This window comes from Agarivorans sp. Alg241-V36 (assembly GCF_900537085.1).
Classification (GTDB): Bacteria; Pseudomonadota; Gammaproteobacteria; order Enterobacterales; family Celerinatantimonadaceae; genus Agarivorans.
In genome coordinates this window covers 535042-561758 of sequence record NZ_UNRE01000002.1, presented here as the reverse complement: position 1 = coordinate 561758, position 26717 = coordinate 535042, and the positions used below count along the sequence as shown (strand labels likewise).

The following is a 26717-nucleotide window of genomic DNA, read 5'->3' as shown; positions in this document are numbered from 1 at the left end:
AAAAATGCACTAGCCTCTCGCTTTCACCGCTTCAAATATAGACCTCATGTGACGCATATCGGTGCCGCAACAGCCGCCTAGAATATTGAGCTGGGGGTAGCTACGATGAAGTTCAGCAACTTGTTTACCTAATTCAGCTGGGTTGCCTTCGTCCAACTCAGTGGCTTGCTCAAGTGTTTGATGGCTACAGCAAGAGGCATTAACAACCAAGCCACGCAAGCGCTGCATCCACGCTCCACCATCTAAAATGTGAGAAAAATGACTCGGATGGGCGCAGTTTATTAAGTAATAAAGCACTGCTGAGTCTGTCTGAGCATCAACCATAGCGATGGCTTTTTGCAAACTCATACCCGTAGGTAAACGACCATCTGTTTCTAAGGTAAATGCTACTGCTACGGGCATCGTATATTTTTTCGCAGCTTTAACTATGCCTATCGCTTCCTCGGGGTAACAAATGGTAAATGCACTAATAAGATCTACTTCAGTGCTAGCACACACCGCTATTTGCTCACTGTGATAATCAAAGGCTTGGTGTACATTCATTAAATGACTGGGTGCATAACCATCATCACGCGGACCAACTTGCGCAGACAATACTATTGGCACATCAGGATTCTGCCGTTTAATACCAGCAATAAACTCTATTGCTTCTATGTTGAATTGCTTCAGCTGCTCAACAGTGATCCCAAGAGCTGCTGCTCTGTCTCGATTTGCCGTCCAAGACACTGAATCAAGAATACATCCCACTCCCAACTCGCTAGCTAACTGGATTAGTTGCTTGTAATAATCACCAAGCAAAAGTTTATCACTGGGAGTAGCTAGCAAAGGGTAAGCAGCAAAACCGGGCAAATTGAAGCCACGGCGATAAACCAGCTCGGTTTCTAGTCCGGTGTAACAAGCAAACAGCTTATTGCGATGGTGCGGGAAAAAGGCTTGGTGTTTCACTATGCTCACCTAAGTTAGCTTGGATTTATTGCTCACTTTAAAGCTGAACTACCGGCACCTTGCTTAGTGTAAAAGGCAAGAGGTATCAGTCTCAATGCGCATTTTTTAATAGCTCATTAATGACTTGCTTTCTAACAAGCTCAAGCTCGCCACTCTCTTGCATTTCTTGAAATACAGCGTCGATTTTATCGACTAAATCAGCATGCTTCTTGTGAACATAGTGATAGAGCAACTGACGACTTATAGGAGGGCCCACAACATGAACATTGTCTATATTCATAGATTTTCTTAGCCACATTCCATTAACCCAAGAAGAAACAGCAAAATCAATTTTTTGCGCACTTAACAAGGCCATCATCCTAACGTCAGTGTTAAAAACCCTTTGAAGAGGAAGATCTCGAGTGCATTCTTCAGCATGCTTCACCCCTCTTACTATGCCAACGGAATAAGGCGCTAAGTCTGCGCACTGTTTTATTTCTGCATTCTGTATCGAACCAAATACCACTTGGTCTATATAATTAATCGGAGTGGGAACACGGATTAGATTTGGGTAGCTATCGGCGATGCTCCAAATCCGGTGAATCTCACCATCAACCTTACCTTCATTAGATTGTACTAATGCGCGTTTAGTGGGCATATCTACAAACTCGACCTGAATACCCAGTTTTTGGTATGCAACCTTAACCACTTCTGCACCAATAGACGCGGTAAAATTATTAGGAAGATTAGTGAAATACAAGGTCGATACGTCGGATTGAGGCTTGGCATATATCGGCCAACAAAACAGCAGAGCTACAAGCAAAAACAGCTTCATTCGAAAGTCTTCAATTCCTATGAGTGACTTATTTAAAGCTTAATTCACTCCTTTAGTTATTGCGAATAATTGGCTTTACGAGTTTGCAATATAGGCCAACGCTGGGCTGGCCTAAGTTAAGATCACTTTAAAGGCTCTAATACTCCTTGTAGATACTTAAGCCATCCTCTGAAAAAGCGATAACTTTAAAGTCCTTATAGGCCTCACCTTCTCGAGCCATACCCGGAGAATGTTGCGGCATACCGGGCGCAGCTAAACCTTTGATGTTTTTAGGGCGCTCTTTTAACAAGCGGGCTATATCACTTTCAGGCACATGGCCTTCTATCAAATAGCCATCAATCACAGCGCTATGACAAGACTGCAACTGAGCAGGCATGTCGTAGCTTTGTTTTAGTACATTCCACTGCTGTTTGTGATGCACATTCACCTGATAACCTTTTTGCTCCATGATTTCGGCCCACTCGGTACAACAACCGCAGGTAGGTGACTTATAAAGCTCGATGCTAGTTTTAGCCAATACCGAACTGCTGAAACAAACCAATAGGCTTAGTAGTAATTTATTTAGTATTTTCATCATTATTCTCATATTCATTTACTGTTAATTGTAGAACCTGCTCTTCCACTTGTAGGTTTACCAAGCTTGCTGGCGCAACAAATTGCACGGCTTGGGTATCTAAAGGTTCTATATCTAATGTTTGTTTTATTGCCAAGGGGCTAAGATCGACCGCTACAGCAGCCAAGGTGTCGTTTTTAACAACCAGTTGGCTCAACTGTTGAGGTATGAGCTGCTGGAATTTAATGTTGGTATCATCACCTATGTTCCATTCCACCAGCGGCATAGCACCTAAGCTGGCTAGATATTGAATCACTTGCTCTCGTTGCCCTGGCGCGAAAGCGTCGCCTAGCAACTTCATAGTAGGTTCATTTTCTAGGGCTTGATTGAGCTGCTCTAAGCTGGCGCCACGAATGTTTCCACCCACGTTACCAGCACCATTAGCGTATTTGCCATGGCAAGCTGCGCATCCATAGCCACCAATAGTTAAATACAGATTTTGGCCAAGCGCATTGGCATTCGGCTCTGCATAAGCCAAGTTTGCATAGGCACTAAGCAGCATCGCTGCCGCCAATTTATAAAAAGAAATGTTCATCATTGTTCCACTTTTACCCCAGCTCGCTAGGGCTTAATGTTTCCACTATCGAACCAAAGGCTGATAGTGCGTAAATATAGTGGGTACTTAACTGATGGGAGGGCGGTAAAGAGGTTCTGCTGTATTAGTTGGGGCAATACTGCGCATAGCTAAGAAAGCTAATAGGCTGCTCGGAGATTCAGCTATGTTGAGCCCAAACAGGTTAATCAGAGGCGGAGCCATGCAGCTTACTGTGCAACAACTGGCCCCAATAGGCATTGTATGGCTGTGCGCATGTTCTTCGTTATTTGAAGCAGCAAAAGCGCCTAGACTGACATGACAATCTTGCATCGTTGAATGACTGATTGCCGAGAACTCTTCAGCCTTGCTTTGCGGCTCGATAATCGGGCTAGCACTGGCATTAATGCTAGTTAAAGCAAATGCCAGAACGGTATAAACCACTATCGATAAACGCGCTAAACTCAACAATACACAACCAACAACTTAATTTAAGAAACACTCTAGCGCCACCAATATGCCATTGCAAGCAGGCTCGCTAGCTTGATGGCGATATCAGACATGCCGCAGACTTTATGGCTTAAGCCTCAATCTGTTTTCTGAAAAATTGAATCATTTCATCACGGGTTTTACGGTGATTTAAATGAAAAATGTCCATAGGGAATAGCAGCTCAATGACCCCTGTGTCGAACATTCTTTTTACTTCATACTCGTTGTGCGCCACATCTTGCTGGTACATATAGTTAAGCCAAGTACGGTTGGTATGAATAATAAACTCCACCCGCATCCCGCCTAAGCGAGCAAAAAACTTCATCATTGGCGTTTTTTCACTAGAGCCCACCGCCCTGCCACGATATTCAGACCGTTCGGTTAAGGTGTCGGATATATCTTCAAGCACCATTAAAGAATTAGCACTAGAAGCACTGCGTGTGAGGTGCTTTTGAAAAGCCTTAATATCACTAACTGAATCTAGCACCGCCATAAGCCCTAATTCATCATCAACCGCAACCGCTGGATTCTTTTGGTTTTTGCGAAGCAGTTTTAATACTTTGGCTTCTGGCGGCTTTTTGCGAATAGATACGTAGATGGGAATTTTACGCTCGCCCACACTAAAGCTACGGCGTTTAAGAAGAGTTAGCTTCTCGCGCTCACCACGTTGAATAAGCTTAGCTTGCTGAGGATTTAATACTTTAACCTCACTACAAGCGTAGTCTTCACTTGGATGTTTGGAATGCAAGTACACTGGGTCTAACTCACCAATCTTGAGTTCCTTGCTCCACACATAACCATTTAAAAACTCGAGAAATGCCGAGAATTTATTTTCAATTTCGGTCTCTCGCTCACGCTGCTCGATACTACCAGCCAAGGTCATTAGAATCAGTTTACGCCGCGCTTCAAAGCGGGCTTTTTTGTGGTAGTCATCGTTGAACATAATCAACAATAGCTCTACCGGATTATTGGTCACTTCAATTTCGTTGGTATTTTCAATATGCGAAGCATAAGGAGAAAGAATTTTCCCCTTAATTGAGTGAATCACCGCGTCTGCAGTACGCGCATATTCATCAATTCGGCTCTCAATTTCATTCAAGTTGCCATCAATACCAAACATATTCCCCAATAGAGATAAGGCTCGCTCACTGCGCTGTTTACGCAAGCTTACATCGTCTATTAAGTTTTGGATTTGTGAGAAGCTGTCGATGCCCAAAAACTCAAATATTTGGCTGCGCAGCGCGCGATACTTAGACACATTATTGCTGTCTTGCTGCAAGCGTTTTACCCAGCTGCGAACGCTAGTAGAAAATGGGTGCGCCACAAAGGCATCACGGCTCACCGAAAAGGGGCCATCTTGCTGAAGCGAAGTAAAAACACTGTTTGGGGAAAGAACCGACATAAACAACCTAAATCACGAAGTACAACAACTAAACTCAAGAATTAACGAAGCAAAATATACACCAAAAGAGGTAAAAATTCAGAGGAATCACTCTTTACTCTTGGTTCATATAGCAATGCTTAGCACAACTAAGCTGCAACCATGTTAAGCACAGCAAATATTGACGAGCCACAGGCTTAGTTAAGTGATGAACAATCGCACCTAAACGATGCAACAACAGCGATTAATCGGGCTTTCGTAGGTAAATAAGCCAATAACCTAAACCCACAAATACCCCGCCACCAATAATATTACCAAGAGTAACTGGAATTAAATTATTGATGAAGAAGTTGCCAAAAGTGAGGTCGGCAAAGTCAGCGGGGCTTAAACCAGTAGCCTGCCAAAACTCGGGGCCAGCAAGGTTTTTAATGCCAATGGCCATAGGTACTTGAAACATATTGGCGATACAGTGCTCAAAACCGGCCGATACAAACATTGCTACCGGTAGAATCATAACCATAACTTTGTCGGTTAAGCTGCGGGCGCTAAAGGTCATCCACACCGCGATACATACCAGTACATTGCACATAATGCCCAAGGCAACCGCTTGAAAGAAATCATGATGGAGCTTGTGTTGAGCAATCCGCATGGTATTGATGCCAACCTCCCCCTCTGCAAAGGTATATTGCTTGGTCATTAGCATTAGCGATACCAACAGAATAGCCCCCGCCAGGTTACCTAAGTAAACCAAAGACCAGTTAACACATAAGCTTTTCCATGAGATTTTACCGCTAGCTCTTGCCACCAGCGTCAATACAGAGCTGGTAAACAATTCACCACCGGTAATAATCACAAAAATCAGGCCTAAGCTAAATGCCATGCCGCCAATTAAGCGGGTGAATCCCCAAGGGTACTCACCAGCTCCAGTGGTGACAGTGGTATAAAAAACAAAGGCTATGCCGATGTGTGCACCCGCAGTAAGTGCCAGCATAAAAGCTTTAAGCGGATCTTTGGTGGCTTTACTTACTCCAACGTCGGCTGCGCGCTCTGCCATTTGAGGTGGGAGCAAAGAATCAAATTGGCTCATAGGGATCACTTTATTGATGGTGGTTGATTAAGCGTAGCTGAATCCATGCATAGCAAGCCATTTAACAAAATCAAAGGCTTTGCTAGGGTCGGTTGACCTTAATGGTTATTCAACAAGAAAGGCCCGCTAGTAATCTAGCGGGCCTCTATAGTAGTGGGAGAATTAAGCTTAGCTTTGCAGCAAATCAACTAATTGTTGTTCGTTCCACACTTCTATGCCTAAGTCTTGGGCTTTGGTCAGTTTAGAGCCTGCAGCATCACCGGCAATCACAATGTCGGTTTTTTTAGAAACGCTGCCAGTTACTTTAGCGCCCAAGGCTTGCAGGGCTTGTTTCGCTTCGCTACGCCCTAATTGGTTTAAGGTGCCGGTAAGCACAATCACTTTGCCGTTCATGGCTAAGTCTTCTTCTACCTTATCTTCTATTGCTGGCCAGCTGAGTTGTTCGGCCAGCGCATTGACTAATTCTGCATTTTGCTCTTGAGTGAAGAAGAAACGCAGATGCTTAGCAACAATTTCACCCACATCGGGTACATCTTGCAATTGCTCGAGGCTAGCGTCTTCTATCGCCTGTAAGTTCTTAAAGTGTTGGGCAAGGTTACTAGCAGTTGCTTCGCCTACTTCGCGGATCCCTAAAGAATAAATAAAGCGCGCTAAAGTAGTTTCTCGCGCTGCTTCTATACCTGCTAGTAGTTTATCTACTGACTTCTCGCCCATGCGCTCTAAGCCTAATAAGGCATCGCGTTGCTGCGCGAGGTGAAACAGTTCTAAAGGAGTTTGCAGAAGCTCAGCTTCAACCAACTGCTCTACCAGCTTGTCGCCAATACCATCTATATCTAAGGCTTTACGGGCAACAAAGTGTTTAAGCGCTTCTTTACGCTGTGCGCCACAACGCAAGCCTGCTACACAACGTGCTACAGCTTCACCTTCGATGCGCTCAATAGCGCTATCACACACCGGGCAACTTTCGGGAAATACTATCTCTTTAGCATCTTCTGGACGACGCTCCAGTATTACCCCTGCTACCTGCGGAATCACATCGCCAGCTCGGCGTACAATTACGCTGTCACCAATACGCACAGCTAAACGTTCAATTTCATCGGCGTTGTGCAAGGTGGCATTACTTACGGTTACGCCACCAACAAAAACCGGCTCCAAGCGAGCAACAGGAGTAATGGCTCCGGTTCGCCCTACCTGAAATTCAACATCTCGCAATAGGGTAATTTCTTCTTGAGCAGGGTATTTATGCGAAGTAGCCCAACGCGGTGCTCTCGCAACAAAGCCCAGCTGTTGCTGCAAGGCTACAGAATCAACCTTGTACACCACACCATCAATTTCGTAAGCCAAAGTATTACGTTTGTTACCAATTGCTTGGAAATACTCGAAACATGCCTGGCTACCTACAACCGTCTTAATCTCAGGACAAACAGGTAAACCAAAGGACTTAATGATTTGTAGGTTTGCGAAGTGGCTATCACTTAATTCCTGGCTCACTACACCTAAGGAGTATGCGTAAAACGCCAAAGGACGTGTTGCGGTTATTTGCGAGTCTAACTGTCGCAAACTTCCCGCCGCTGCGTTGCGCGGGTTGGCGAAGCCTTTTTCACCCTTTTCGATGGCCAGCTGATTAAGCTTGTCAAAACCCGCCTTAGGCATGAAAATTTCGCCGCGCACTTCTAGCCTTTCTGGCCAGTTGTCGCCTCGTAAACGCAGTGGAATTGAGCGAATGGTTTTCACATTCTCGGTGACGTTTTCACCAGTGCTGCCATCTCCTCGAGTGGCCGCTTGCTGCAATACACCGTCCACGTAAAGAATGCTCACTGCCAAACCATCTAATTTAGGTTCAACACAATAGCTAATTTCATCTGCTGTAACTAAGCGCTCTTGCAGGCGTTTATTAAAGGCGCTGAGCTCTTCTTCACTGAATACATTGTCCAATGACAGCATTGGCATTTCGTGCTGAATTTGATCAAAGGCAGAGAGCGGTGTGCCGCTAACGCGCTGAGTAGGAGAGTCGCTGCGCAGCAGCTCTGGATGCAGCTTTTCTAAGCGCTGCAATTCGCGAAATAAGCGGTCATATTCTGCATCAGGAACCGAGGGTTCATCCAATACGTAATATTGGTAATTGTATTGCTCTAGTTGAGTTCTTAACTGCTCAATTTGTTGTTCTGGCTTGTCCATGAGAGACCTTTCAAATAAAAAAGCCTTCCCAAATACATGTCTTGGAAAGGCTTAAAAATACACACAATTTATTAGTTTACGAGCAGTTGCTTACGCTCGTATTCACGCACCCGTTGCTCATAGTGATTAACGGTCTGCTTGGTTAAAGGGTTACGCTGGTCATCTAGCATGATCGCGTCTAAGTCTTTAGCCAAAGTCATTGCTGCGTTATACATCAAGGCAAAGTTTTTAGTTGGTTCGCCCTTACATGGCACAGTCATAAATATGCTCACGCCACGGGTTTCCAGCTGGTCCATGGCATCAATATCAAAAGTGCCAGGGTTAACCATGTTAGCCAAACTAAAAATCACCGGACCAGTGCCGCTGTTATCTAAGTGGCGATGAAAAATATCCATATCACCATGGCGCAAACCAATTTTATCTAAACTAGCTAAAAGAGCTGCACCTTTTAAGAAACGGCCACTTTGCGCCATTACATTTAAAATAAACACGTCATCGGGTGCGTTAGGATCTTTAACCGGCTCTTGTGGTTCTTCAACCGCAGGCTCTACCAGCTCTTCTTTAGCTTCTTCCATATCAAAGGCAAACTCTGGTTCGCTAGCTAAAGAATTTTGCTCTGGCTCAGCACTAGCTGGCTCTGAATTGGCTTTAGGCTCTAAACTCTCTAAACCTTGGCTGTCGCTGATGCTTGGTGCTTCGTCTACCGCAGAAAAGCTGAACTCAGGCTCTTTACGCTGAACTGGCGCGCTAGGCTCTACCGCAAACTCTGGGCTGTTATTTGTCTCAAGCGGTTTAGCTGCTGGTGCCGCAGCTGGCGTTACCTCTTGCTGAGTAATGGCTTCTTCAATAGGGTCACCAATCACTCGCGCTTGCCCTACTCCTAGGTCGTCAAAACCTTGGTCGTCACGTGTTGCAGAAGATTCTTGAGCCCCTAAAGATTGTTTGGGACTCACCAGTTTTTCAGGTCGTTGTTTGCGACTACTCCAAAAACCATGTGCGAGCAAAGCAATAATTAAAATGATTCCAACAACGATAAGTACGATGCGTAATTCCTGCATTTAACTGTTCTCTAAAGCTATTATTCCACCATGGCTATCGCTTCTGCGATATCCACTGCTACCAAGCGTGATACACCTGGCTCCTGCATTGTTACCCCAGCAAGTTGCGAGGCCTTTTCCATTGTCACTTTATTGTGACTGATAAATATAAATTGAACCGTATCAGACATACTATGCACTAAATCGGCAAAACGTCCCACATTTACTTCATCTAGCGGCGCATCTACCTCATCAAGCATACAAAATGGCGCAGGATTTAAGCGAAATATAGCAAAAACCAAGGCCAGCGCAGTGAGCGCTTTTTCTCCGCCCGACAATAAACTAATGCTAGCATTCTTTTTACCGGGAGGTCGCGCCATTATGGTTACGCCGGTTTCTAGCAAATCATCAGAAGACAATTCAAGCCAGGCTTTTCCGCCACCAAAAACTTTGGGGAAAAGCTGCTGTAAGTCTGCGTCTACTTTAGCAAAAGTTTCACTAAATTTAGAGCGGGTTTGACGGTCAATTTTGGCGATTGCCGTTTGTAGCACTTCAATGGCCGCCTCTAAATCAGCAAGCTGCGTGTTTAACTCTTGATAACGTGCATTCTGCTGTTCAAATTCTTCTTCTGCGGCAAGGTTCACCGCACCTAAGCGTTTTAAGCGCGCATCTATTTGATTTAGCTCTGCGGCATAGTCATCTTCCAAACTGGCTTCTGGAAGAGATAACTCAAGGTGTTTTAAGTTTTCACCTTGTTCGGCGAGTTGTTCTAGTAACACCGTGCGCCGCGCCAATAAGCCTTGCTGCTCTATACGCTGTTGCGTGCCTTGTTCTATTAAATGTTTTAAACGCACTTGAGCGTCTTTAAGCTGCTGCGCCAAAGCTTGTTGTTGCTCAACACTTTGTTGGTGCGCTTCGCTAGCACCCGCCTGCTGCTCTTCCAATTCTAGGTGTTGCTCTAGCAGCTGTTCAATTTGCTCGCCAAGCAGAGCGAGTTGCTCATCGTGCTCTTCTGGCTGCGTCTGCAACTGCTGCTCTAGCTCCGTCAATTTTTGCTGCTGATAGCCTTGCTGTTGCAGTTGCGCTTGATATTTCGCTTGCTGTTGCTGCAATAGTAATTGCTGCTGATGACCAGCCTGTTGCTGTTGTTGCAAGCTCAAGCGTTGCTGCTTCAATGCATCTGTCGTCAGCTCAGTTTTTTGTTGCAAATATTGTTGTTTTTCACTTTGCTGGTTTAACTCTGCTTGATGCTGCTCAAGCTGTTCTTCAAGCAATAACTGCGATTCTTGATCTTGCTCCAGCGTAATCTGCAGTTCAGCGATTTGCTGCTGCACTTGCTCGGCTTGTTGCTTAGCAAATGCCTGCTGCTGTTCTAATAAAGCTAAGCGACTGCGCCAATCAGCAAGCTCGCCTTTCACATTCACTAAGTCTTGGCTAAGCCCTTTGAACTGTTCTTCTTGCTGCTGAGATTGCTGCTGCAAATCTTGCTGTTGAAGCGTTAGCTGTGTTGAGCGTTCTTCCAACTGCGCTAACAACTCGCTTAATTGCTGTCGCTCTTGTTGCAGGCTTAATAGCGAATGCTGATAGTTAGGAGGGCTTAACTGCTGCCAGTATTTTCCTATCCATTCGCCCTTAGCGGTTATCAATGATTGCTCATCGCTTAGTTGCTCACGCAAGCTTAGCGCCTGCTCGAGACTCTCTACCACTAGTACTTGGCCACATAAGTATCCGAGTTCAACATTCTCAAGCTGCTCAGCCAAGCTGTTTAAGCCTGCTAACTGAGAAGCGAGCTGTTGGTTTACTGGAGGCGCAACAGCGCTTAATGCCAAGGGAAACTGGGCATCTAGTTGCTCGCACCATTCGGCTTGTAACCACGCGCCTAGAACTACGTCTGCTGCCAATTCCCACCCAGCTTTAACGCCCAGTACTTCAAGCAGTGGCTGCTGAGCGGTTTGCTCAACCTGACTAAGCAATTTTTCTACACCTTGTAGACGGGTTTCTTCGGCAGCTTGCTGCAGTTGGGTTTGTTGCAGTTGTTGTTGGCAACTCGTTAGTTTGTCGGCTAAGTGCTGTTTAGCCTGCTCAGCCTGTGCTAACTGCGTCTCAAGCACTTGTTGTTTAGGTTCGACTTCTTCAAGCTGCTGAGTTAATTGCTGCAGCGCCACTTCATCACCATCGGCGGTGTGACTTAAGGTTTGCTCTAATTGAGCGATCTGCTGCTGATGACGCTGCTGCATTTGCTGACAGTGGCGCAATTGGGCTTCGCACTGCTGCACAGTGTGACGCGCCTGTTGGCTAGCCGCTAAAAAGGCATTGTTCTCTGTTATAGCATCGGCATGTTGTTGTTCAGCATCTTCCAGCTGAGGCTCAAGCTCTAACAGCACTTGCTGCTGCATTTCCAACTGCAATTCCAGCTCTTCAATCGTTTGCTGCTCAAGCTCTAGTTGCTCGCTCAACGCCATTAAGCTTGTGTTAATTTCGGCTTGTTGGTTTAAGTTACGCTCACGACTTTGTTGCGACTGACTTTGCTGTTGCTTGGTATGCAGTTGTTGCTGCTCTAACTTAGCCAGTTCGGTTTTTAGCTGATAGCTTTGCTGCTGCAAGCTTTGAATGTTCTCTTGCTGCTCTGCAATCTGGTTATTAAGCAAACTCAGTTGGTTTTCGGCTTGAGTAATAAGGTGTTCTTCGTGGCGTTGCTGCTGTTCAGCCTGGTCGTTGCCTTGATTACCGCTATCAATGTTTGCGTCTAATTGACGCAGCTCTTGAAGGCAAATAAGCGCCTTTAGCTCACGGTGCCGCTCTCGATACTGACGATAACGCTTAGCCGCTTGCGCTTGAGTTTTAAGCTTAGAAACCTGTTGAGCAAGTTCTGATTCAATGTCGCGTAGTCGAAGGATGTTTTCGTCGGTGTGCTTAATCCGCAGCTCGGTTTCACGTCGGCGTTCTTTGTATTTAGACACACCAGCAGCTTCTTCAATAAATACCCGCAGCTCTTGAGGTTTAGACTCAATTAAGCGACTAATCATGCCCTGTTCAATAATCGCGTAGCTGCGCGGGCCAAGCCCGGTACCAAGGAATAAGTCGGTAATATCACGCTTGCGGCATTTAGCGCCGTTCAACAGGTAATTATTTTGACCATCGCGGCTAACTTCTCGGCGAACCGCAATTTCGCTGTAGCTGGCAAACTCGCCGCCAATTCGCCCTTGCTGATTATCAAAAATCAACTCCACCATCGCTTTTGATACAGCGGCGCGCTTGGTTGAACCATTAAAAATAACATCGGTCATTGAACCACCACGCAAATGGCGAGCATTGCTCTCACCTAATACCCAGCGAACAGCGTCGATCACGTTCGACTTACCACAGCCGTTTGGCCCTACTATGGCGGTCATATCGGTGGGAAAAGGGATGGTGGTTCGGTCAACGAAAGATTTAAACCCGGCTAAGCGGATTTGTTTCAAGCGCATAAATGATTTTGCTTAATTTGTTACTATTGTTATGCAAGACTTTACCAGAGCTATCAACGCTTTGTAATATATGAGTCCATAAACAAACGAGGGATCACAACAATGACGCAGCATTCGCTTGCTTCTCGCAGCGGAATATCTTACATCGCCCAGGGTTTTGGCTTAATTACTCAACCTGGTCTTCGGCTTTTTGTGATGATTCCTTTGCTGGCCAACATCCTGCTATTTGGTGCTGCTTTCTATTTTTTGTATCAACAGCTAGGTACTTGGGTTCAGCAAATTATTGATTACCTGCCTAGCTGGTTAGATTGGCTAAGCTGGCTGATTTGGCCCAGCGCGATTATTGCCATCCTTATGGTGTTTGGCTTTACCTTTAGTATCATTGGCAACTGGATAGCAGCACCCTTTAATGGCCTATTGGCTGAAAAAGTGGAAATGCACCTTAGCGGTAAAAAAGTCGACGATATGTCGATTGTTGATCTGATTAAAGATTTACCACGCATTTTCTCTCGTGAATTACAGAAACTATGGTACTGGCTACCCAAGGCCTTGGGTTTATTGCTGCTGTTTTTAATTCCAGCTATTGGTCAAACCGTTGCGCCGATACTATGGTTCTTATTCTGCGCTTGGATGATGTGCATTCAATACATTGATTACCCCTTTGATAATCACCGTATTCCATTTGCCACCATGCGTGACCAACTTAAACAAGATCGCATCCGCAACAGTGGCTTTGGTGCGATCGTTTTATTTTTTAGCACCGTACCCCTATTAAACCTAATTATCATGCCTGTTGCGGTATGTGGCGCCACTGCCATTTGGGTCGATAGTTATCGCGACCAATTGATTGAGGAGAAGCAGTAATGAAAATCAATAAACTATTATCAGGCTTAGTATTAAGCGCCAGCTTATTTAGCACAGCTTCAGTATTAGCTGAAAGCAGCTCACTGCAAAAAATAACCTACGGCGAAGCTCAAGAAATGAACTTATCTAAAATTTCCCAAAAAACCTTTTTGAGTAACATAGATTTAGATTTAGCAGAAAAAGATGCCGTGGAATGGGCGAGTACCCAAAACGCCAGCCACTACTCGGTTTATACCGTAGAGCGCAGCCCTAAAAGAGATCGCTACCGCGTATCGATTGTGGTTTACAGCAACTAAGCTGCCTACTCTGGTTTATCACTGTATTGAGCAGCAATCTCAACGAATTGCTGCTCACATTTACAAAATGCTTCAACCACTGCAGGGTCAAAATGCGATCCCTTTCCTTCTAAGATAATTTGCCTAGCTTTGTCGTGAGAAAAAGCTGGTTTGTATACTCGCTTAGAAATGAGCGCATCGTAAACATCCGCTAAGGCCATTAATCTCGCACTTACGGGAATGTCACTTGCGGCTAACCCTTCGGGGTAACCACTTCCATCCCATTTCTCGTGATGAGACAAGGCAATTTCTTTAGCAAATTGCAGGAAGGCCGCATCCTCGCTACCAAATTGGCGCTCCGCTTCAGCTAAAGCATTTGCACCTATCTCAGGATGCTGGCGCATAATTTGCCATTCTTCATCATCAAGTTGACCTGGTTTGAGCAAAATAGCATCGGGAATGCCGACTTTGCCAATGTCATGCAAGGGTGCTGATTTATAGATTAAATCAATAATCTGAGGGCTTAACAAAGTGCTAAAACCTTGCTCATTTTGCAGCGTCTCAGCTAAGGCTTTAACGTAGTACTGAGTACGTAGAATATGCGCACCAGTTTCGTTATCTCGGGTTTCTGCCAGTGTCGCTAAACTGTGAATGGCAATATCCCGCGTTTGCTGAAGCGACAAGGTGCTGCGTTGTAAACTGGCGATCATTGAATTAGTTCGCTGGGCGATTAAGCCAAATTCATCACTACTACTAATGGTGACTTGAGTATCTAATTGGCCAGCTTGTACCATTGCCAAGCTACGGTTTTCGTTTTCTAACAAACGTTTCAGATTACGTGAGTAACTGCTTATTACTCGCAGCACATAAGCCAATACCACCAGCAATACAAAACTCAACTCGATAACAATATAACGTTGGGCCACGTCTATGGGATAGAGATCTGAACCGACATTGACCAACCAATCCAGATCCTTGTTAATCACCAAAAAAATTACACCTGCCAGTACAACAGCGCTGGCCGCTGCAAAAACTGCAAATTTTTGACTCAGCGAATTGGGTTTCGCTTTAATGAGTAAGTGCTGACCAGCCTTCTCTAAGTCTTGTGCAATTTGCCACTCTTTAAACAAGGCTAAGTCTGCCGCGACATAAAAGCCTAAAGCTGCTAAACCTAAGATAACTTTTAAGTTTGACTCCCAAGGCGGCTCAAACATCATCAAGTTATAGCTAACAATGCTTGCGCTCATGATTAAAAATAGCGATAAATCGAGAGTAAATTGGGCGCTTACTTGCTGTTCCTTTGGTTTCCTTTCAATTGCCAAACAGGCAAAGCGCCTCGCCAACAAGGTGACCAGAAAACTAACAATAATAGGAAGCAGTAGCTGGAGTGGTGTTTGCGCCTCTAAAAACGGACAAACTTGAACGCCATATATAGAAAACAACACCATAGCAATGAGCCAGTGCTTACTTGCTAAACGCGCAACCTTTTCCATTCGCTCTCCCACTGCCAAGGCTAAGTTTGTTAATAGTTTCAAACCCCTTAAACAATAATCAAAGAAACCCAAATAAGTAAAGCTATCAAAGCATTAATAGTGATGCGAGTTAGGCCCTTAGATCTAGTGACATAAAAATAGCCAGCACCTAGACCTTGAGCTCACTTAGGCGATAACAAAACCAAGGTTTATAAAGCTTGCTGTATACAAAAGCCCTGTTCATTGGCAAACAAGTTTGGAGTATCGAAATCAATAAACTCCATGGCTTCGCTATAAAAGCGACTTAACCATAGTGCCTCCATATTAGCTAAAGCAGAGCTATGTACATCAACAACGCCCTCATCGGCCAATACAATGTTGTCATATTTCGATATGAAAGAGTGCGGCACAATCGTACCGTCATACAAACAGTAACCTGACGCCTGCTCTCCAACTAAGCTATTCAAACGTTCCGCCAGAATTTGAATAGCCAGTGGGTCTGCGCCGTTATCATTTTCAACAGCCACCAGTTGAATTTGCAGCTCAAGTGAGTCGGCTTGTTGATAAGCTTCGAGGGTTTCTCGGCCAAAACTGTCTACGGCAAACAAATTGCTTATCTTAAAGTTACATATTCCAGCTCTACCTGCCATGCGTTCATCTTCGCAGTCTGGGCCCCAGTTATAATCTAATTGTGGAATAAAGATGCTAAGCTTTAGCAGCGCCAATAAAGACTGCGCGACACCGGTTCTAAATTGCTCTAGTAACTGGGCAAACTGCTGCCATAGTTGTTCTAACTGCTCAGAATTATCTGTTTCAGAATTAAGTAAATCCAATAAATCTAGCTCTTCTTGTGGGCTTAGCGGTTCAAGTTGGGGACCCTCTTCTGGGGAGTAAGTCATCGGTATCGCCAAAAAAGGTGCCATAAGCAAGGCTTTATCAAAGGTCTGCTCTCCGCGTATTGCAACCGCAGCCGCCACTGCGCCACCAACACTTAATCCAGCAATAATTTTTGAAGGGCCGGGAGATAACTGCCCGAGCAAGACCAGCTGATCAGCAAAATCTGAATATACTTGGGCGCTATTAGCCAAGCCACTAGACTCCAACAGCAAATCTTGCTGTTCACCCACAAGGCCGTGACCAGGCAGAGCCGGCAACACAACATGGTAACCGGCAGCCGCCAACTGCAAGCCCCAATCAAAAAGTTGTTGGTTACATGCGGTAAAGCCGTGCACCATAATGATGGTACCTTTTACGGCTAGCTGAGAGTTGGCTTCAATCACTTGAGGTGTGCAAGCGGCTTGCAAAGAGTACTCTGCTGGAGGCTCACTGGCCTCAACAACTTTTTGCCACTGGGCAACAAATTCTGGCTCAAAGCTATTTAGTAGCTCAGAACTTTGCTCTACATCCTTGCAAGCCAATAGAGCACTGGCAAGCAATAAAACAAAGGCTATTTTGGCGTTACATCGCAATACACACTCGCGTACAAACATAAATTCTCCGCTCACAGCGACCAAAAGCTTTAGTGAATAAACTCAGCTTAGTAGATACCAGCCTTGTCGTAGCAATGCTTCTTCACAAGTTTTCAACAATACTGCGCCTAATGGCATATCAATTTATCTCTTAATTACATAACGTTATAAATAAACGTTACTTCACCTTACCAAATAGCGCGTTATGCTAGTAACACAGTAATGCTGCTAAGTGCTGATAATCACTGATTGTAGCAAGCCTATAAACCTTAAAAAGGACGTTTCAATGAGTAAGATTTACGAAGACAATTCCCTGACTATTGGTCGTACACCACTAGTTCGCCTTAACCGCGTAAGCAAAGGTAACGTACTGGCTAAAGTAGAAAGCCGTAACCCTAGCTTCAGTGTTAAATGTCGTATCGGTGCAAACTTAGTATGGGACGCAGAAAAGAAAGGTTTGCTTGGCCCAGGTAAAGAAATCATTGAACCTACCAGTGGTAATACCGGTATTGCACTAGCATTTGTTGCTTCATCACGTGGTTACCCAATCACGCTAACAATGCCAAACACCATGAGCTTAGAGCGCCGTAAACTGCTTAAAGCATTGGGTGCAAACTTAGTACTAACTGAAGGTGCTAAAGGCATGAAAGGCGCTATTGCTAAAGCAGAAGAAATTCGCGATAGCAATGCAGAAAGATACGTATTACTTGGTCAATTTGATAACCCAGCTAACCCAGAGATCCACGAAAAAACCACTGGTCCAGAGATCTGGGAAGACACCGATGGCGAAGTTGATGTGTTTGTGGCGGGCGTAGGTACCGGTGGTACTATTACAGGTGTTAGCCGTTACATTAAACTGGAACAGGGCAAAAACATCACTTCTGTTGCTGTAGAGCCGGTAGATTCACCGATTATTGCTCAAGCTAAAGCGGGTGAAGAACTTACTCCTGGTCCACACAAAATCCAAGGTATTGGTGCAGGTTTCATTCCTGGCAACCTTGACTTAGAAATGGTTGACGCTGTTGAGCAAGTAAGCAACGAAGACGCCATTGCTATGGCACAACGCTTAATGGAAGAAGAAGGCATTTTAGCGGGTATCTCTTCAGGTGCCGCTGTTGTAGCTGCTAACCGCATCGCTGAAAAGCCAGAGTTTGCCGATAAAACGATTGTTGTAATACTACCAAGTTCAGGTGAGCGTTACCTATCAAGTGCTTTATTTGCCAACATCTTTACTGAACAAGAAAACGTTCAATAAGCAAATAAAACCAAGCAATAACTAAGCAGCCTGCAATAGGTTGCTTTTTTTTGCGACCAAGACTTTATTTTCAAAGAAAATTAACCATTAAGACTTGTGCAACAAAACTGCAAAATCTATACTCCAAACCGCTAAATAATGCGCTCCACAATGTATCAATTTGTAACAAAAGGTATCAAAATAGATACATTGTTCACTTCGATAAATTAGTATTATTTATTAAATTACATAGAGTTATACTAAAAACCCTTATGTAATATTAAGTAACATTGTACAACTAAATAGGAAAATTTGACGTAGATTAAACTTTACTCGAGGTTTTTACGTTATTTTTTTCTCGAAAACGTTTTACTAATAAGCGTCTAAGCTTATATCAAGCTATAGGCGACATAATTTAATTTGAGGAATGATTGTATGTTTGAGAAAAGTGTTGTTATCACCGCTGAAAATGGTCTTCATACTCGCCCTGCGGCACAATTCGTAAAAGAAGCAAAAGCATTTTCTAGCGATATCACTGTTGAGAGCAATGGCAAATCAGCCAGTGCAAAAAGCCTTTTTAAACTACAAACTCTTGGCCTAACCAAAGGCACTAGTGTGGTAATTCGTGCCGAAGGCGAAGACGAAGCTGCTGCAGTAGAAAAACTAGTTGCGTTAATGGATGAACTTGAATAAGTCAGCATTTTTATAAGTCCGTTAATCAGTTCAACTAAATAGGTGTAGGTTATGATTTCAGGTATTCTGGCATCTCCAGGAATTTCAATTGGTAAAGCACTGCTACTTGCGGAACAAGAAGTAGTGATTAACCAAACTAATATCGACGCAGCGCAGATAGAAAGCGAAGTACAACGCTTTTTCGATGGACGAAATAAAACGTCTGCACAGCTCGAAGAAATTAAAGTAATGGCAGGTAAAACCTTCGGCGAAGAGAAAGAAGCTATCTTCGAAGGACATATCATGTTGTTAGAAGATGAAGAGCTTGAAGAGGAAATTCTAGCCTGCATTAAAGATAACTTAGTTAGCGCAGACAACGCAGCTCATACCATTATTGAGCAAAACGCGCAGATGCTAGCTGAGTTAGACGACCCTTACCTAAAAGAACGCGCTACGGACTTTCGCGACATAGGTTCTCGTTTAGTTAAAAACATTCTAGGCATAGAAATTGTTTCTTTAAGCACCATAACTGAAGAAGTAATTTTAGTTGCCAACGATTTAACACCATCAGAAACGGCGCAAATTAACTTAGACAAAGTGCTAGGTTTTGTTACCGATATCGGCGGTCGCACTTCACATACCTCTATTATGGCTCGCTCATTAGAGCTACCCGCCGTAGTAGGTACCAACGATGTTACCCAACAAGTTAACAACGGTGACATCATTGCGCTAGACGCACTTAACAACGAAGTGATTATTAACCCTAGCGACGAACAACTAGCTACTTACAAGCAGCGTCAACAAAGCTACATAGACGAAAAAGCCGAGTTAGCTAAGTTAAAAGACTTGCCAGCGGTTTCTTTAGATGGTCATCAAATTGAAGTATGTGCCAACATTGGCACCATTAAAGATGTCGACGGCGCTCACCGCAACGGCTCAGAAGGTGTGGGTTTATACCGCACTGAGTTTTTGTTCATGGATCGCGATTCACTGCCAAGCGAAGACGAGCAGTTCGAAGCTTACAAAGCTGTAGTAGAAGCGATGCAAGGCCACCCTGTGATTATTCGTACTATGGATATTGGTGGCGATAAAGACTTACCTTATTTAGACTTGCCAAAAGAGATGAACCCATTCTTGGGTTGGCGTGCGATTCGTATTTTCTTCGACCGTGAAGAAATCATGAATGCTCAACTTCGCGCACTATTACGCGCTTCAGCTTTTGGTAAAGTGCGCATCATGTTCCCGATGATTATTTCGGTTGAAGAAATTCGCAAGTTAAACGGTGTATTAGATACGCTAAAAGCCGAGTTACGCGCTGAAGACATCGCCTTTGATGAAGAAGTTGAAGTTGGCGTAATGGTTGAAACACCTGCGGCGGCTGCTATTGCTCACCATTTAATAAAAGAAGTAGACTTCTTTAGTATTGGAACCAACGACTTAACTCAGTACACTCTAGCAGTAGATCGTGGTAACGAGCTTATTTCGTCACTCTATAACCCAATGTCACCGGCAGTTCTTACTTTAATCAAACAAGTTATTGATGCTTCCCATGCGGAAGGTAAGTGGACTGGTATGTGTGGTGAGTTGGCTGGTGATGAAACTGCCACCTTGTTATTGATGGGAATGGGCTTGGATGAATTTTCAATGAGTGCCATTTCTATACCAAGGATCAAAAAACTGATCCGTAATTCAAACTATGCTGATGTGAAGCAGTTAGCCGACCAAGCTTTAGCGTTGCCAACAGCCGCTGAGATTGAAACGCTAGTTGACACTTTTGTTAAACAAAATTCCGTCTGTTAAGATAGTTACAACTGCACAATACATAAGAATTTAGGAGCGCCACAATGGGTCTATTCGACAAATTCAAGAAAATGGTTTCAGATGATAGTTCAAGCAAAGGCGGGATCGATATTATCGCCCCACTATCAGGCGAAATCGTTCCTATTGAAGAAGTGCCTGATGTAGTATTTGCTGAGAAAATCGTGGGCGATGGTATCGCGATTAAGCCAAGCGGTAACAAAATGGTAGCGCCATGTGACGGTACCATTGGTAAGATTTTTGAAACTAACCACGCGTTTTCTTTGGAATCAACCGACGGTGTAGAACTGTTTGTTCACTTCGGTATTGATACTGTTGAGCTAAAAGGTGAAGGTTTCACTCGCGTCGCGGCTGAAGGCCAAGAAGTGAAACAAGGTGATGTGATTATTGAGTTTGATCTAGCAGTGCTAGAAGAAAAAGCAAAATCAACACTAACTCCTGTGGTTATCTCTAACATGGACGAAATTAAAGAGTTAGTGAAAAAATCTGGCTCTGTAACCATTAGCGAAACGCCGGTACTAACCATTATTAAATAAACTGGGCTTTGCCTAAGTGATGAAACCACGCTAGTTAGCGTGGTTTTTTTTGCCTTAAATTCGCCTTAACCCTACTAATTCCCCTACCAGCTTAATTGGTCGATGAGCTTTGCCCTCAGCTCTGGTATTCTTAGCCAAAATAAAAAAGGGAACATACATGTCTGCAACAAACATAGTGATGTTCGGGATCCCCAACTGCGACACCATTAAAAAAGCTCGCCGTTGGTTAAACGAACACAACATAGAATTTAGCTTCCACGACTATCGTAAAGATGGAGTAAGCCTTGAGCAAATTAGCCATTGGTGCGAGCAACTAGGCTGGGAAGCCGTTTTGAATAAACGCGGCACTACCTATCGCCAGCTAAGCGACCAGCAAAAGGCTGAACTAAATAAAGATTCAGCCATTCAATTGCTAGCCGAGCATCCAGCAATGATTAAGCGCCCATTGCTTCAAGTTGAGCAATCATTCACGCTTGGCTTTAAAGCCGACCAATATCAACAACTCTTTTCTCCGGAAGCATAAATCCATGTCAGATAGTCCCGTTTTACATTTAGCAAAAGATCTCATTAGCCGCCCTTCGGTTACTCCGGAAGATTGTGATTGCCAAAAACTAATGACCGATAGGTTATCCGCTGTTGGTTTTAAAATTGAAGAGATGATATTTGAAGACACTACAAATATGTGGGCACGCAAAGGTGATAGCGGCCCATTATTTTGTTTTGCTGGCCATACCGATGTAGTGCCTCCAGGACCTGCCGAAAAATGGCATACCCCACCCTTTGAGCCCACGGTTATTGATGGTGTTTTACATGGGCGTGGCGCCGCTGACATGAAAGGCTCATTAGCAGCAATGGTGGTTGCTACCGAGCGGTTTGTGGCTGACTACCCTAATCACATTGGCTCTATTTCTTACTTGATCACATCTGACGAAGAAGGCCCATTTATCAACGGCACTACCCGCGTGGTAGATACCTTAATGGAGCGCAACGAAATAATTGATATGTGTTTGGTGGGTGAACCATCATCTACCCATCAGGTAGGAGATGTAGTTAAAAACGGTCGCCGCGGTTCACTAACTGGAGACCTTAGAGTAAAAGGTATTCAAGGCCACGTAGCTTACCCTCACCTCGCTAAAAACCCAATTCATGATGCAGCTCCTGCGCTTGCAGAATTAGCGGCTATGCATTGGGATAATGGCAATCAGTTCTTCCCGCCTACGAGCTTTCAAATTGCCAACATTCACTCTGGTACCGGCGCATCAAACGTTATCCCTGGTGAATTAGATGTTCAATTTAACTTCCGATACTCCACCGAGCTAACAGACAGCGACATTGTAAAACGTGTGCACAATATCTTTGATACCCACGGTTTAGATTACCAGTTAGATTGGACCTACAACGGCCAACCATTCTTAACCGAAGAAGGCGACTTCTTATCAGCGGTAAGTAATGCGGTAAGCAAAGTAACCAAGAAAGCGCCTGAGTTACTCACTACTGGAGGTACTTCAGATGGTCGTTTTATCGCCAAAATGGGCACCCAAGTTGTTGAGCTTGGCCCTGTAAATGCCACTATTCATAAAGTGAATGAGTGCGTTAAAGTGGCCGATTTAGAACAACTGGCTGACATGTATTACGAGCTATTAGTTAACGTACTTGGTGGCAATGAGTAACCCTGCCAATCCTCTAGCCCTTTATGGGCTAGACAAGGCCGAGCTAATTGATGACCCCAAGCTTGCTTGGGTTCATCAATTAGTATTGCCTGATCTAAATAAGCTTATCAAAGCTGCAGCACAAGCTGGATTTAACTTAAGCATTTTTAGCGGTTATCGAGATTTTAACCGCCAACTTGCAATCTGGAATAACAAGTGGAATGGCCTGCGACCGATTCTAGATGCCAATAGTCAAGCGCTGGACATCTCTACCCTGAGTGATGAGCAAAAGCTGCATGCTATTTTGCGTTGGTCAGCTTTACCGGGCACAAGTCGCCATCATTGGGGCACTGATTTTGATTTTTATGACCCTAAGTTATTACCGGCAGGCAGCAGTTTAGAGCTTATTCCCCAAGAATATGCGGAGCAAGGTTGCCAGCACGCTTTGTCCTTATGGTTAAGTGAATATGCTCAAGATTTCGGTTTTTTCTACCCCTACTTAAGCTTTAAGGGTGGCGTGGAATTTGAGCCTTGGCATTTAAGCCACCTTGCCACCAGCCAAACCATGATGAACAAGCTAGATGCCCGCCAAGTAATAGAGCACTTAAGTAACAAGCAAGTGGCAGGCTTTGCTTGTATTGAGCAACACATCGAACAAATCTTTAGCCAATACGTTACTAATATCTGTTTACCGGAGACCTAATGCCCAGCTTGTACACCACCTTGTTTGTTAGCCTTGTTAGCTGCTCTGCACTGGCGTTTTTGGTATTGATGCTGGTTTTACATAAAGGCGAATTATGCCCGGGACAAACAGGCAGAATTCAACGCCAATTGAGCACGCTGGTTAGCTTTATAACTTTAGCGGGATTAAGTGGCATTGAAAGCCAGCAAGCGACTTGGTTGCTTGGCTTAGTCTTCACGAGTGCTTTAATCGGTTGGGTATTAACTTACAAAATCAACAAGCTTAAACACAAACGTAGCTTGAATCTAAACTATTGGTGGTTAATGGGTGCGCCACTGTTATTAGCTAGTGCAGTTGTTTTATTGCAACATAGCATCGCGATTTTTAGCTTTATGGCCTGCGCGGCAGCAATTGCTCATTGGCTAATGGTTAAGGCTAAACACCGTTTAACCAGCTTTGATAATCTGCTGCCTTTTGCCGGGCTCGCAGCAGCAATGTGTAGCCTTGTAGCAGTTTGTATTTACCTGGTTTTAAACCAAACACTCTTGGAACAAGGCGATACAGTTAAGCATTTTGTAGTCATGAGCAGTTTATTATTGCTAGCTACTTTGCTGTGGTTATTCCCTCAACTAAAGAAAACCGCCCCGCCAGCGCCCTTGTTACTCGCTGTGGCGTTTATCAGCTTTATTTCTAGCCTTAACCTTCAAGCACTCAGCGTTTAACTGGCCAAACCAACTCTCGCTGAGCTAGATTAAATAATCTGCGATAACACGTTTTGGAGACTTACTATGGCAATCGGCTACGTTATTCTGATCATTGTTCTGGTTCTAGGCTTTATCCTCGGCAATTTGATGCTGCTCAAGCACATGGACCGATTTGATATCAAGAGAAAGCTACCTAAAACAAAAAAGTCGCAGGACTCAAAGCCGCGCTAAGTCCCCCAGCTACAGTTAACACCCCAAGCCTACTATTACTGTTCTAAAGCCTGTAAGTAAACATCTCTGGCTGTAAGTGAACCCGCTTCTTCAGCATCTTCTACAAGCTTTAAAGCCTGCTGTTCATTACCGTTGGAAATAGATTGTCGAATGAGCTGCCCAAACATAGCGTCTACTTCAGGATCTATAACCGGCCTTGTCGTATCGCTAGTCGCCTCATTTGCGCCAATAGTATCTACACTCGAGTTACTCGCTTCCCCGGCACCACTACTGGTAGCCACTTCTGTAGAGTTAGCGCCTACGCTTTCCACACTAGAATAGCTAGGTTCAGCCGGCGTACCAACGTCACTTGAATCACTGCTCGGACTATTGCTGCATGCGCCGAGAGTCAGCGCCAGACTAACTAGTAATAATGCCTTCATAATAGATACCTTATTTGGTGAAAAACACTTTGTGATTAACAGTTCTTAAGTGTTAATGCATGACTTGGAGGCCCATAGTGTTAATAAAAAATCCCTTAGCGTAATTAGCTAACATCATTAACAACAGGCAATAAAAAAGGCCTCTAGTTAGAGGCCTTTTAAGTTTAGCTCAAGCTGTGTTTTTTGTTAACGAGACAAGCTATCGCGAGTATCTAAGCCCATCTTCATCAAGATAGCCAGGTAAGGATACAAGCCTTTTACTTCACTTGGCTTAAGCACTACCCCTTCGTTATCACTTAGGGTTATTTGGGTCACATTGCCATTTGAGCCAACCGTAAAGATGTAATCTTTTTCTTCGAACTCCATGGTGCTTAGGCCATAGTTTTCTAGAACCTCTTCAGGTGGGCGCTCGTAGGTTAGATATAAACTGCCAGAATTAGCAATGTAATCTGTAATGGTGAAGCCCGCCAAAGGCAATACTAAACGCAAACGCTTCATGGTTTTTTCCATGTTGGCTCGCGCTTTATAGTAAGCAGCACCACTGTCGTTCACGAGTACCAAACTAACCGTTTCATCGAACAGTTGTTCTTTCTCTGTTTCACTCATAGTGGCTATGCGTGCTTCTTCACGTTGTGCCGCCAGCTGAGCTTCTAACTCTTCGCGTCGGTCACTTACGTAACCAATCAAACGATTCAATTCAACAATCGCCAGACGCTGTTTATCAAATTCGTCTAGATCAATCGCTAAGTCACCGCCATCACGGTAAATTTCACCGTCTACAAAGCTTACTCTTAAGCCAGCAGTTCGACCATGAGGCTTAACTTCTAACTGATAAATAAATTTTTGGCGTTGCTCCATAACTGTATCGCTGGAAAAGAGCCACCAGTTACCTTCAACGGTTTCTGCATCAACCAACCAATTAGACTCAATTAACGACAGTTGGTCGTCACGACGAGCGATGGAAGAATTACGATAAGCGATATAGTCGCTAATGGTTTGCATCATTGTTTCGGAGGTTTCGATAGCCGTTTGCGCTTGCAAAATATCAAACCAGAAAATCAAACCGTCATCGGTGTTTTCAATACGGCTTCCGGCAATCAGCGGAATAATCTGCACTGGTGCGCGAACATCCACCGCCGAACCCACAAAAACCTCATCTTTAGCTTGGGGTGTTGGAATATTAAATTCAGTGCTTTGCTCAGGTGGTGTAATCCCATCAGGGATCACTAAAGGCTCAACTTGGGTAGCGTCTAAATACTCAAAACCACGCTCTGCTTGGCGGTGTTTATCGCCACTATTAGAGCACGCTGCTAGAGTGGCTACTAGGCTGCCAAAAAACACGACTTTCATCGTTGGAAAAGAAACTAGTTGCATATCCCACTACATCTACAAACAAAAACATTTACTGGTAAGTGGTTTCATTCAGCGAAAACAATCCAGAGTAAGGGCGCTATACTACTTAGCCACTTTCATAAACACAAGGCGAAAACATTCAGGGCTTGATACAAACTCACCTTTTGCTTTGTGCTAATTTTATATGCGCTAGAATTCCCTGCTTTAAGCAAGTATCCTGACAGACTAAATCTTGCTAAATATATAAAACGGAATATGAGTCAACATCTTGTGGTCACCGCTGTTGGCAGTAATCGGCCAGGCATCGTAAATCAACTCACTCAGCTAGTATCTAGCTGCGGCTGCAACATTGTGGATAGCCGCATGGCGCTATTTGGCTCAGAGTTTACCTTAATTATGCTGATTGCAGGTTCGCACAATGCGGTGATTCAAATAGAAACCCGCTTACCCGCTACCGCCCAAGAACTGCAACTGCTCACGGTAATGAAAAAAACCTCTCGCCACGAGTTGATCGATTACTCACATGCTGCCGTTTTGCAACTGACTCTGCCCGACGCCACTGGGGTTATTAGCAAAGTGACGCAGTTTATTAGCGATCATCAAATGAATATGGTGAGTTTAAAATCTAACCTATTCACTAAAAACAGTATTGAGATGTTACACGCTGAGTTCGACGTAAAACTCAACCAAACACATCAACCTGAACAAATAGAGCAAGCGTTCGCCCGCCTATGCCAAGAATTAGGCAGCGAACAATTTGATCTTCAAATTTTGTCAAATTAAGTACCACTAC

26 protein-coding genes are annotated in these 26717 nt (G+C 44.3%); 12 read left to right on the top strand and 14 right to left on the bottom strand.

Translation table 11 applies throughout. The features are described from left to right. Window positions 1-9: 9 nt before the first annotated feature. From G6R11_RS07035 to smc, 10 genes are all read right to left on the bottom strand, one after another. Window positions 10-945, bottom strand: coding sequence for a homocysteine S-methyltransferase family protein (locus G6R11_RS07035; RefSeq protein ID WP_163132365.1), 936 nt, complete (start codon window positions 943-945; stop codon window positions 10-12). A gap of 91 nt (window positions 946-1036) precedes the next feature. Then, the gene (locus G6R11_RS07030) at window positions 1037-1759 is read right to left on the bottom strand and encodes an ABC transporter substrate-binding protein (protein WP_163132364.1); all 723 of its coding nucleotides are present in this window, start codon (window positions 1757-1759) and stop codon (window positions 1037-1039) included. Between the two features lie 136 nt (window positions 1760-1895). Continuing rightward, a complete protein-coding gene (locus tag G6R11_RS07025) occupies window positions 1896-2336 on the bottom strand; it encodes a DUF411 domain-containing protein (protein WP_240352413.1) in 441 nt (146 codons plus the stop codon). Continuing rightward, entirely contained in the window at window positions 2317-2910 is a 594-nt protein-coding gene (locus G6R11_RS07020) for a cytochrome c (protein ID WP_163132363.1), read from the bottom strand. Before G6R11_RS07020 ends, G6R11_RS07025 begins: the two co-directional genes overlap by 20 nt. Before the next feature lie 84 nt (window positions 2911-2994). Further along, entirely contained in the window at window positions 2995-3375 is a 381-nt protein-coding gene (locus G6R11_RS07015) for a hypothetical protein (protein WP_163132362.1), read from the bottom strand. Window positions 3376-3484: 109 nt separating this feature from the next. Further along, window positions 3485-4795, bottom strand: a complete 1311-nt coding sequence (locus tag G6R11_RS07010) for a hypothetical protein (RefSeq protein WP_163132361.1) — start codon at window positions 4793-4795, stop codon at window positions 3485-3487. A 223-nt stretch (window positions 4796-5018) separates the two neighbouring features. After that, window positions 5019-5861 carry a formate transporter FocA gene (gene focA, locus G6R11_RS07005; RefSeq protein WP_163132360.1) on the bottom strand — a complete coding sequence of 281 codons (843 nt, stop codon included), beginning with the start codon at window positions 5859-5861 and terminating at the stop codon, window positions 5019-5021. 168 nt (window positions 5862-6029) lie between these two features. Continuing rightward, complete coding sequence (gene ligA, locus G6R11_RS07000) at window positions 6030-8039, bottom strand: NAD-dependent DNA ligase LigA (RefSeq protein ID WP_163132359.1); 2010 nt, start codon at window positions 8037-8039, stop codon at window positions 6030-6032. Between the two features lie 71 nt (window positions 8040-8110). After that, window positions 8111-9097, bottom strand: a complete 987-nt coding sequence (zipA, locus tag G6R11_RS06995; protein ID WP_163132358.1) for a cell division protein ZipA — start codon at window positions 9095-9097, stop codon at window positions 8111-8113. A 20-nt stretch (window positions 9098-9117) separates the two neighbouring features. Then, complete coding sequence (smc, locus tag G6R11_RS06990; RefSeq protein ID WP_163132357.1) at window positions 9118-12543, bottom strand: chromosome segregation protein SMC; 3426 nt, start codon at window positions 12541-12543, stop codon at window positions 9118-9120. A 102-nt stretch (window positions 12544-12645) separates the two neighbouring features. Between smc and cysZ the strand changes: the two genes are divergently transcribed. Together cysZ and G6R11_RS06980 are read left to right on the top strand one after the other, a co-directional pair. Then, the gene (gene cysZ / locus G6R11_RS06985; protein ID WP_163132356.1) at window positions 12646-13407 is read left to right on the top strand and encodes a sulfate transporter CysZ; all 762 of its coding nucleotides are present in this window, start codon (window positions 12646-12648) and stop codon (window positions 13405-13407) included. Beyond that, window positions 13407-13703: a hypothetical protein gene (locus tag G6R11_RS06980; protein ID WP_163132355.1), complete on the top strand. Its 297-nt coding sequence runs from the start codon at window positions 13407-13409 to the stop codon at window positions 13701-13703. The genes cysZ and G6R11_RS06980 overlap by 1 nt, the downstream gene beginning before the upstream one ends. A 5-nt stretch (window positions 13704-13708) precedes the next feature. Here the strand turns inward: G6R11_RS06980 and G6R11_RS06975 are convergent, their stop codons facing one another. Both G6R11_RS06975 and G6R11_RS06970 read right to left on the bottom strand, forming a co-directional pair. After that, window positions 13709-15175, bottom strand: a complete 1467-nt coding sequence (locus tag G6R11_RS06975; RefSeq protein WP_163132354.1) for an HD-GYP domain-containing protein — start codon at window positions 15173-15175, stop codon at window positions 13709-13711. 188 nt (window positions 15176-15363) lie between these two features. Then, window positions 15364-16644, bottom strand: coding sequence for an alpha/beta fold hydrolase (locus G6R11_RS06970; protein ID WP_163132353.1), 1281 nt, complete (start codon window positions 16642-16644; stop codon window positions 15364-15366). Window positions 16645-16909: 265 nt separating this feature from the next. On the opposite strand from G6R11_RS06970, the gene cysK reads away from it, so the two are divergent. The 9 genes from cysK to G6R11_RS21870 all read left to right on the top strand — a co-directional run bounded on the left by cysK (window position 16910) and on the right by G6R11_RS21870 (window position 24149). Further along, the gene (gene cysK / locus G6R11_RS06965; protein ID WP_163132352.1) at window positions 16910-17878 is read left to right on the top strand and encodes a cysteine synthase A; all 969 of its coding nucleotides are present in this window, start codon (window positions 16910-16912) and stop codon (window positions 17876-17878) included. A gap of 414 nt (window positions 17879-18292) precedes the next feature. Then, a complete protein-coding gene (locus tag G6R11_RS06960; RefSeq protein ID WP_163132351.1) occupies window positions 18293-18550 on the top strand; it encodes an HPr family phosphocarrier protein in 258 nt (85 codons plus the stop codon). Window positions 18551-18601: 51 nt separating this feature from the next. After that, window positions 18602-20329, top strand: a complete 1728-nt coding sequence (ptsI, locus tag G6R11_RS06955; RefSeq protein WP_163132350.1) for a phosphoenolpyruvate-protein phosphotransferase PtsI — start codon at window positions 18602-18604, stop codon at window positions 20327-20329. A 44-nt stretch (window positions 20330-20373) separates the two neighbouring features. Next, window positions 20374-20883, top strand: a complete 510-nt coding sequence (crr, locus tag G6R11_RS06950; RefSeq protein ID WP_163132349.1) for a PTS glucose transporter subunit IIA — start codon at window positions 20374-20376, stop codon at window positions 20881-20883. Window positions 20884-21040: 157 nt separating this feature from the next. Next, on the top strand, window positions 21041-21406 hold the full coding sequence (locus G6R11_RS06945) for an ArsC family reductase (RefSeq protein ID WP_163132348.1): 366 nt from the start codon (window positions 21041-21043) through the stop codon (window positions 21404-21406). Window positions 21407-21410: 4 nt separating this feature from the next. After that, window positions 21411-22553: a succinyl-diaminopimelate desuccinylase gene (dapE, locus tag G6R11_RS06940; RefSeq protein WP_163132347.1), complete on the top strand. Its 1143-nt coding sequence runs from the start codon at window positions 21411-21413 to the stop codon at window positions 22551-22553. Next, window positions 22546-23235, top strand: coding sequence for a M15 family metallopeptidase (locus G6R11_RS06935; protein WP_163132346.1), 690 nt, complete (start codon window positions 22546-22548; stop codon window positions 23233-23235). The genes dapE and G6R11_RS06935 overlap by 8 nt, the downstream gene beginning before the upstream one ends. Then, a complete protein-coding gene (locus tag G6R11_RS06930; protein WP_163132345.1) occupies window positions 23235-23936 on the top strand; it encodes a hypothetical protein in 702 nt (233 codons plus the stop codon). Before G6R11_RS06935 ends, G6R11_RS06930 begins: the two co-directional genes overlap by 1 nt. 66 nt (window positions 23937-24002) lie before the next feature. Further along, window positions 24003-24149: a DUF2897 family protein gene (locus tag G6R11_RS21870; RefSeq protein WP_163132344.1), complete on the top strand. Its 147-nt coding sequence runs from the start codon at window positions 24003-24005 to the stop codon at window positions 24147-24149. Between the two features lie 35 nt (window positions 24150-24184). Here G6R11_RS21870 and G6R11_RS06920 read toward each other — a convergent pair whose 3' ends face one another. Beyond that, window positions 24185-24571: a hypothetical protein gene (locus tag G6R11_RS06920; protein ID WP_163132343.1), complete on the bottom strand. Its 387-nt coding sequence runs from the start codon at window positions 24569-24571 to the stop codon at window positions 24185-24187. 186 nt (window positions 24572-24757) lie between these two features. Continuing rightward, the gene (bamC, locus tag G6R11_RS06915; RefSeq protein WP_163132342.1) at window positions 24758-25945 is read right to left on the bottom strand and encodes an outer membrane protein assembly factor BamC; all 1188 of its coding nucleotides are present in this window, start codon (window positions 25943-25945) and stop codon (window positions 24758-24760) included. A 234-nt stretch (window positions 25946-26179) separates the two neighbouring features. On the opposite strand from bamC, the gene G6R11_RS06910 reads away from it, so the two are divergent. Further along, window positions 26180-26707 (top strand): glycine cleavage system protein R, encoded by a 528-nt coding sequence (locus G6R11_RS06910; protein ID WP_163132341.1) that lies wholly within the window; start codon window positions 26180-26182, stop codon window positions 26705-26707. Window positions 26708-26717 lie beyond the last annotated feature (10 nt).

What these genes read in the sequence shown, in the direction of transcription:
- G6R11_RS07030 (WP_163132364.1), bottom strand. Translation starts at nt 1,759, where the DNA reads ATGAAGCTGTTTTTGCTTGTAGCTCTGCTGTTTTGTTGGCCGATATAT.
- G6R11_RS07025 (WP_240352413.1), bottom strand. Translation starts at nt 2,336, where the DNA reads ATGATGAAAATACTAAATAAATTACTACTAAGCCTATTGGTTTGTTTC.
- G6R11_RS07020 (WP_163132363.1), bottom strand. Translation starts at nt 2,910, where the DNA reads ATGATGAACATTTCTTTTTATAAATTGGCGGCAGCGATGCTGCTTAGT.
- G6R11_RS07010 (WP_163132361.1), bottom strand. Translation starts at nt 4,795, where the DNA reads ATGTCGGTTCTTTCCCCAAACAGTGTTTTTACTTCGCTTCAGCAAGAT.
- focA (WP_163132360.1), bottom strand. Translation starts at nt 5,861, where the DNA reads ATGAGCCAATTTGATTCTTTGCTCCCACCTCAAATGGCAGAGCGCGCA.
- ligA (WP_163132359.1), bottom strand. Translation starts at nt 8,039, where the DNA reads ATGGACAAGCCAGAACAACAAATTGAGCAGTTAAGAACTCAACTAGAG.
- zipA (WP_163132358.1), bottom strand. Translation starts at nt 9,097, where the DNA reads ATGCAGGAATTACGCATCGTACTTATCGTTGTTGGAATCATTTTAATT.
- smc (WP_163132357.1), bottom strand. Translation starts at nt 12,543, where the DNA reads ATGCGCTTGAAACAAATCCGCTTAGCCGGGTTTAAATCTTTCGTTGAC.
- cysZ (WP_163132356.1), top strand. Translation starts at nt 12,646, where the DNA reads ATGACGCAGCATTCGCTTGCTTCTCGCAGCGGAATATCTTACATCGCC.
- G6R11_RS06980 (WP_163132355.1), top strand. Translation starts at nt 13,407, where the DNA reads ATGAAAATCAATAAACTATTATCAGGCTTAGTATTAAGCGCCAGCTTA.
- G6R11_RS06975 (WP_163132354.1), bottom strand. Translation starts at nt 15,175, where the DNA reads ATGGAAAAGGTTGCGCGTTTAGCAAGTAAGCACTGGCTCATTGCTATG.
- G6R11_RS06970 (WP_163132353.1), bottom strand. Translation starts at nt 16,644, where the DNA reads ATGTTTGTACGCGAGTGTGTATTGCGATGTAACGCCAAAATAGCCTTT.
- cysK (WP_163132352.1), top strand. Translation starts at nt 16,910, where the DNA reads ATGAGTAAGATTTACGAAGACAATTCCCTGACTATTGGTCGTACACCA.
- G6R11_RS06960 (WP_163132351.1), top strand. Translation starts at nt 18,293, where the DNA reads ATGTTTGAGAAAAGTGTTGTTATCACCGCTGAAAATGGTCTTCATACT.
- ptsI (WP_163132350.1), top strand. Translation starts at nt 18,602, where the DNA reads ATGATTTCAGGTATTCTGGCATCTCCAGGAATTTCAATTGGTAAAGCA.
- crr (WP_163132349.1), top strand. Translation starts at nt 20,374, where the DNA reads ATGGGTCTATTCGACAAATTCAAGAAAATGGTTTCAGATGATAGTTCA.
- G6R11_RS06945 (WP_163132348.1), top strand. Translation starts at nt 21,041, where the DNA reads ATGTCTGCAACAAACATAGTGATGTTCGGGATCCCCAACTGCGACACC.
- dapE (WP_163132347.1), top strand. Translation starts at nt 21,411, where the DNA reads ATGTCAGATAGTCCCGTTTTACATTTAGCAAAAGATCTCATTAGCCGC.
- G6R11_RS06935 (WP_163132346.1), top strand. Translation starts at nt 22,546, where the DNA reads ATGAGTAACCCTGCCAATCCTCTAGCCCTTTATGGGCTAGACAAGGCC.
- G6R11_RS06930 (WP_163132345.1), top strand. Translation starts at nt 23,235, where the DNA reads ATGCCCAGCTTGTACACCACCTTGTTTGTTAGCCTTGTTAGCTGCTCT.
- G6R11_RS21870 (WP_163132344.1), top strand. Translation starts at nt 24,003, where the DNA reads ATGGCAATCGGCTACGTTATTCTGATCATTGTTCTGGTTCTAGGCTTT.
- G6R11_RS06920 (WP_163132343.1), bottom strand. Translation starts at nt 24,571, where the DNA reads ATGAAGGCATTATTACTAGTTAGTCTGGCGCTGACTCTCGGCGCATGC.
- bamC (WP_163132342.1), bottom strand. Translation starts at nt 25,945, where the DNA reads ATGCAACTAGTTTCTTTTCCAACGATGAAAGTCGTGTTTTTTGGCAGC.
- G6R11_RS06910 (WP_163132341.1), top strand. Translation starts at nt 26,180, where the DNA reads ATGAGTCAACATCTTGTGGTCACCGCTGTTGGCAGTAATCGGCCAGGC.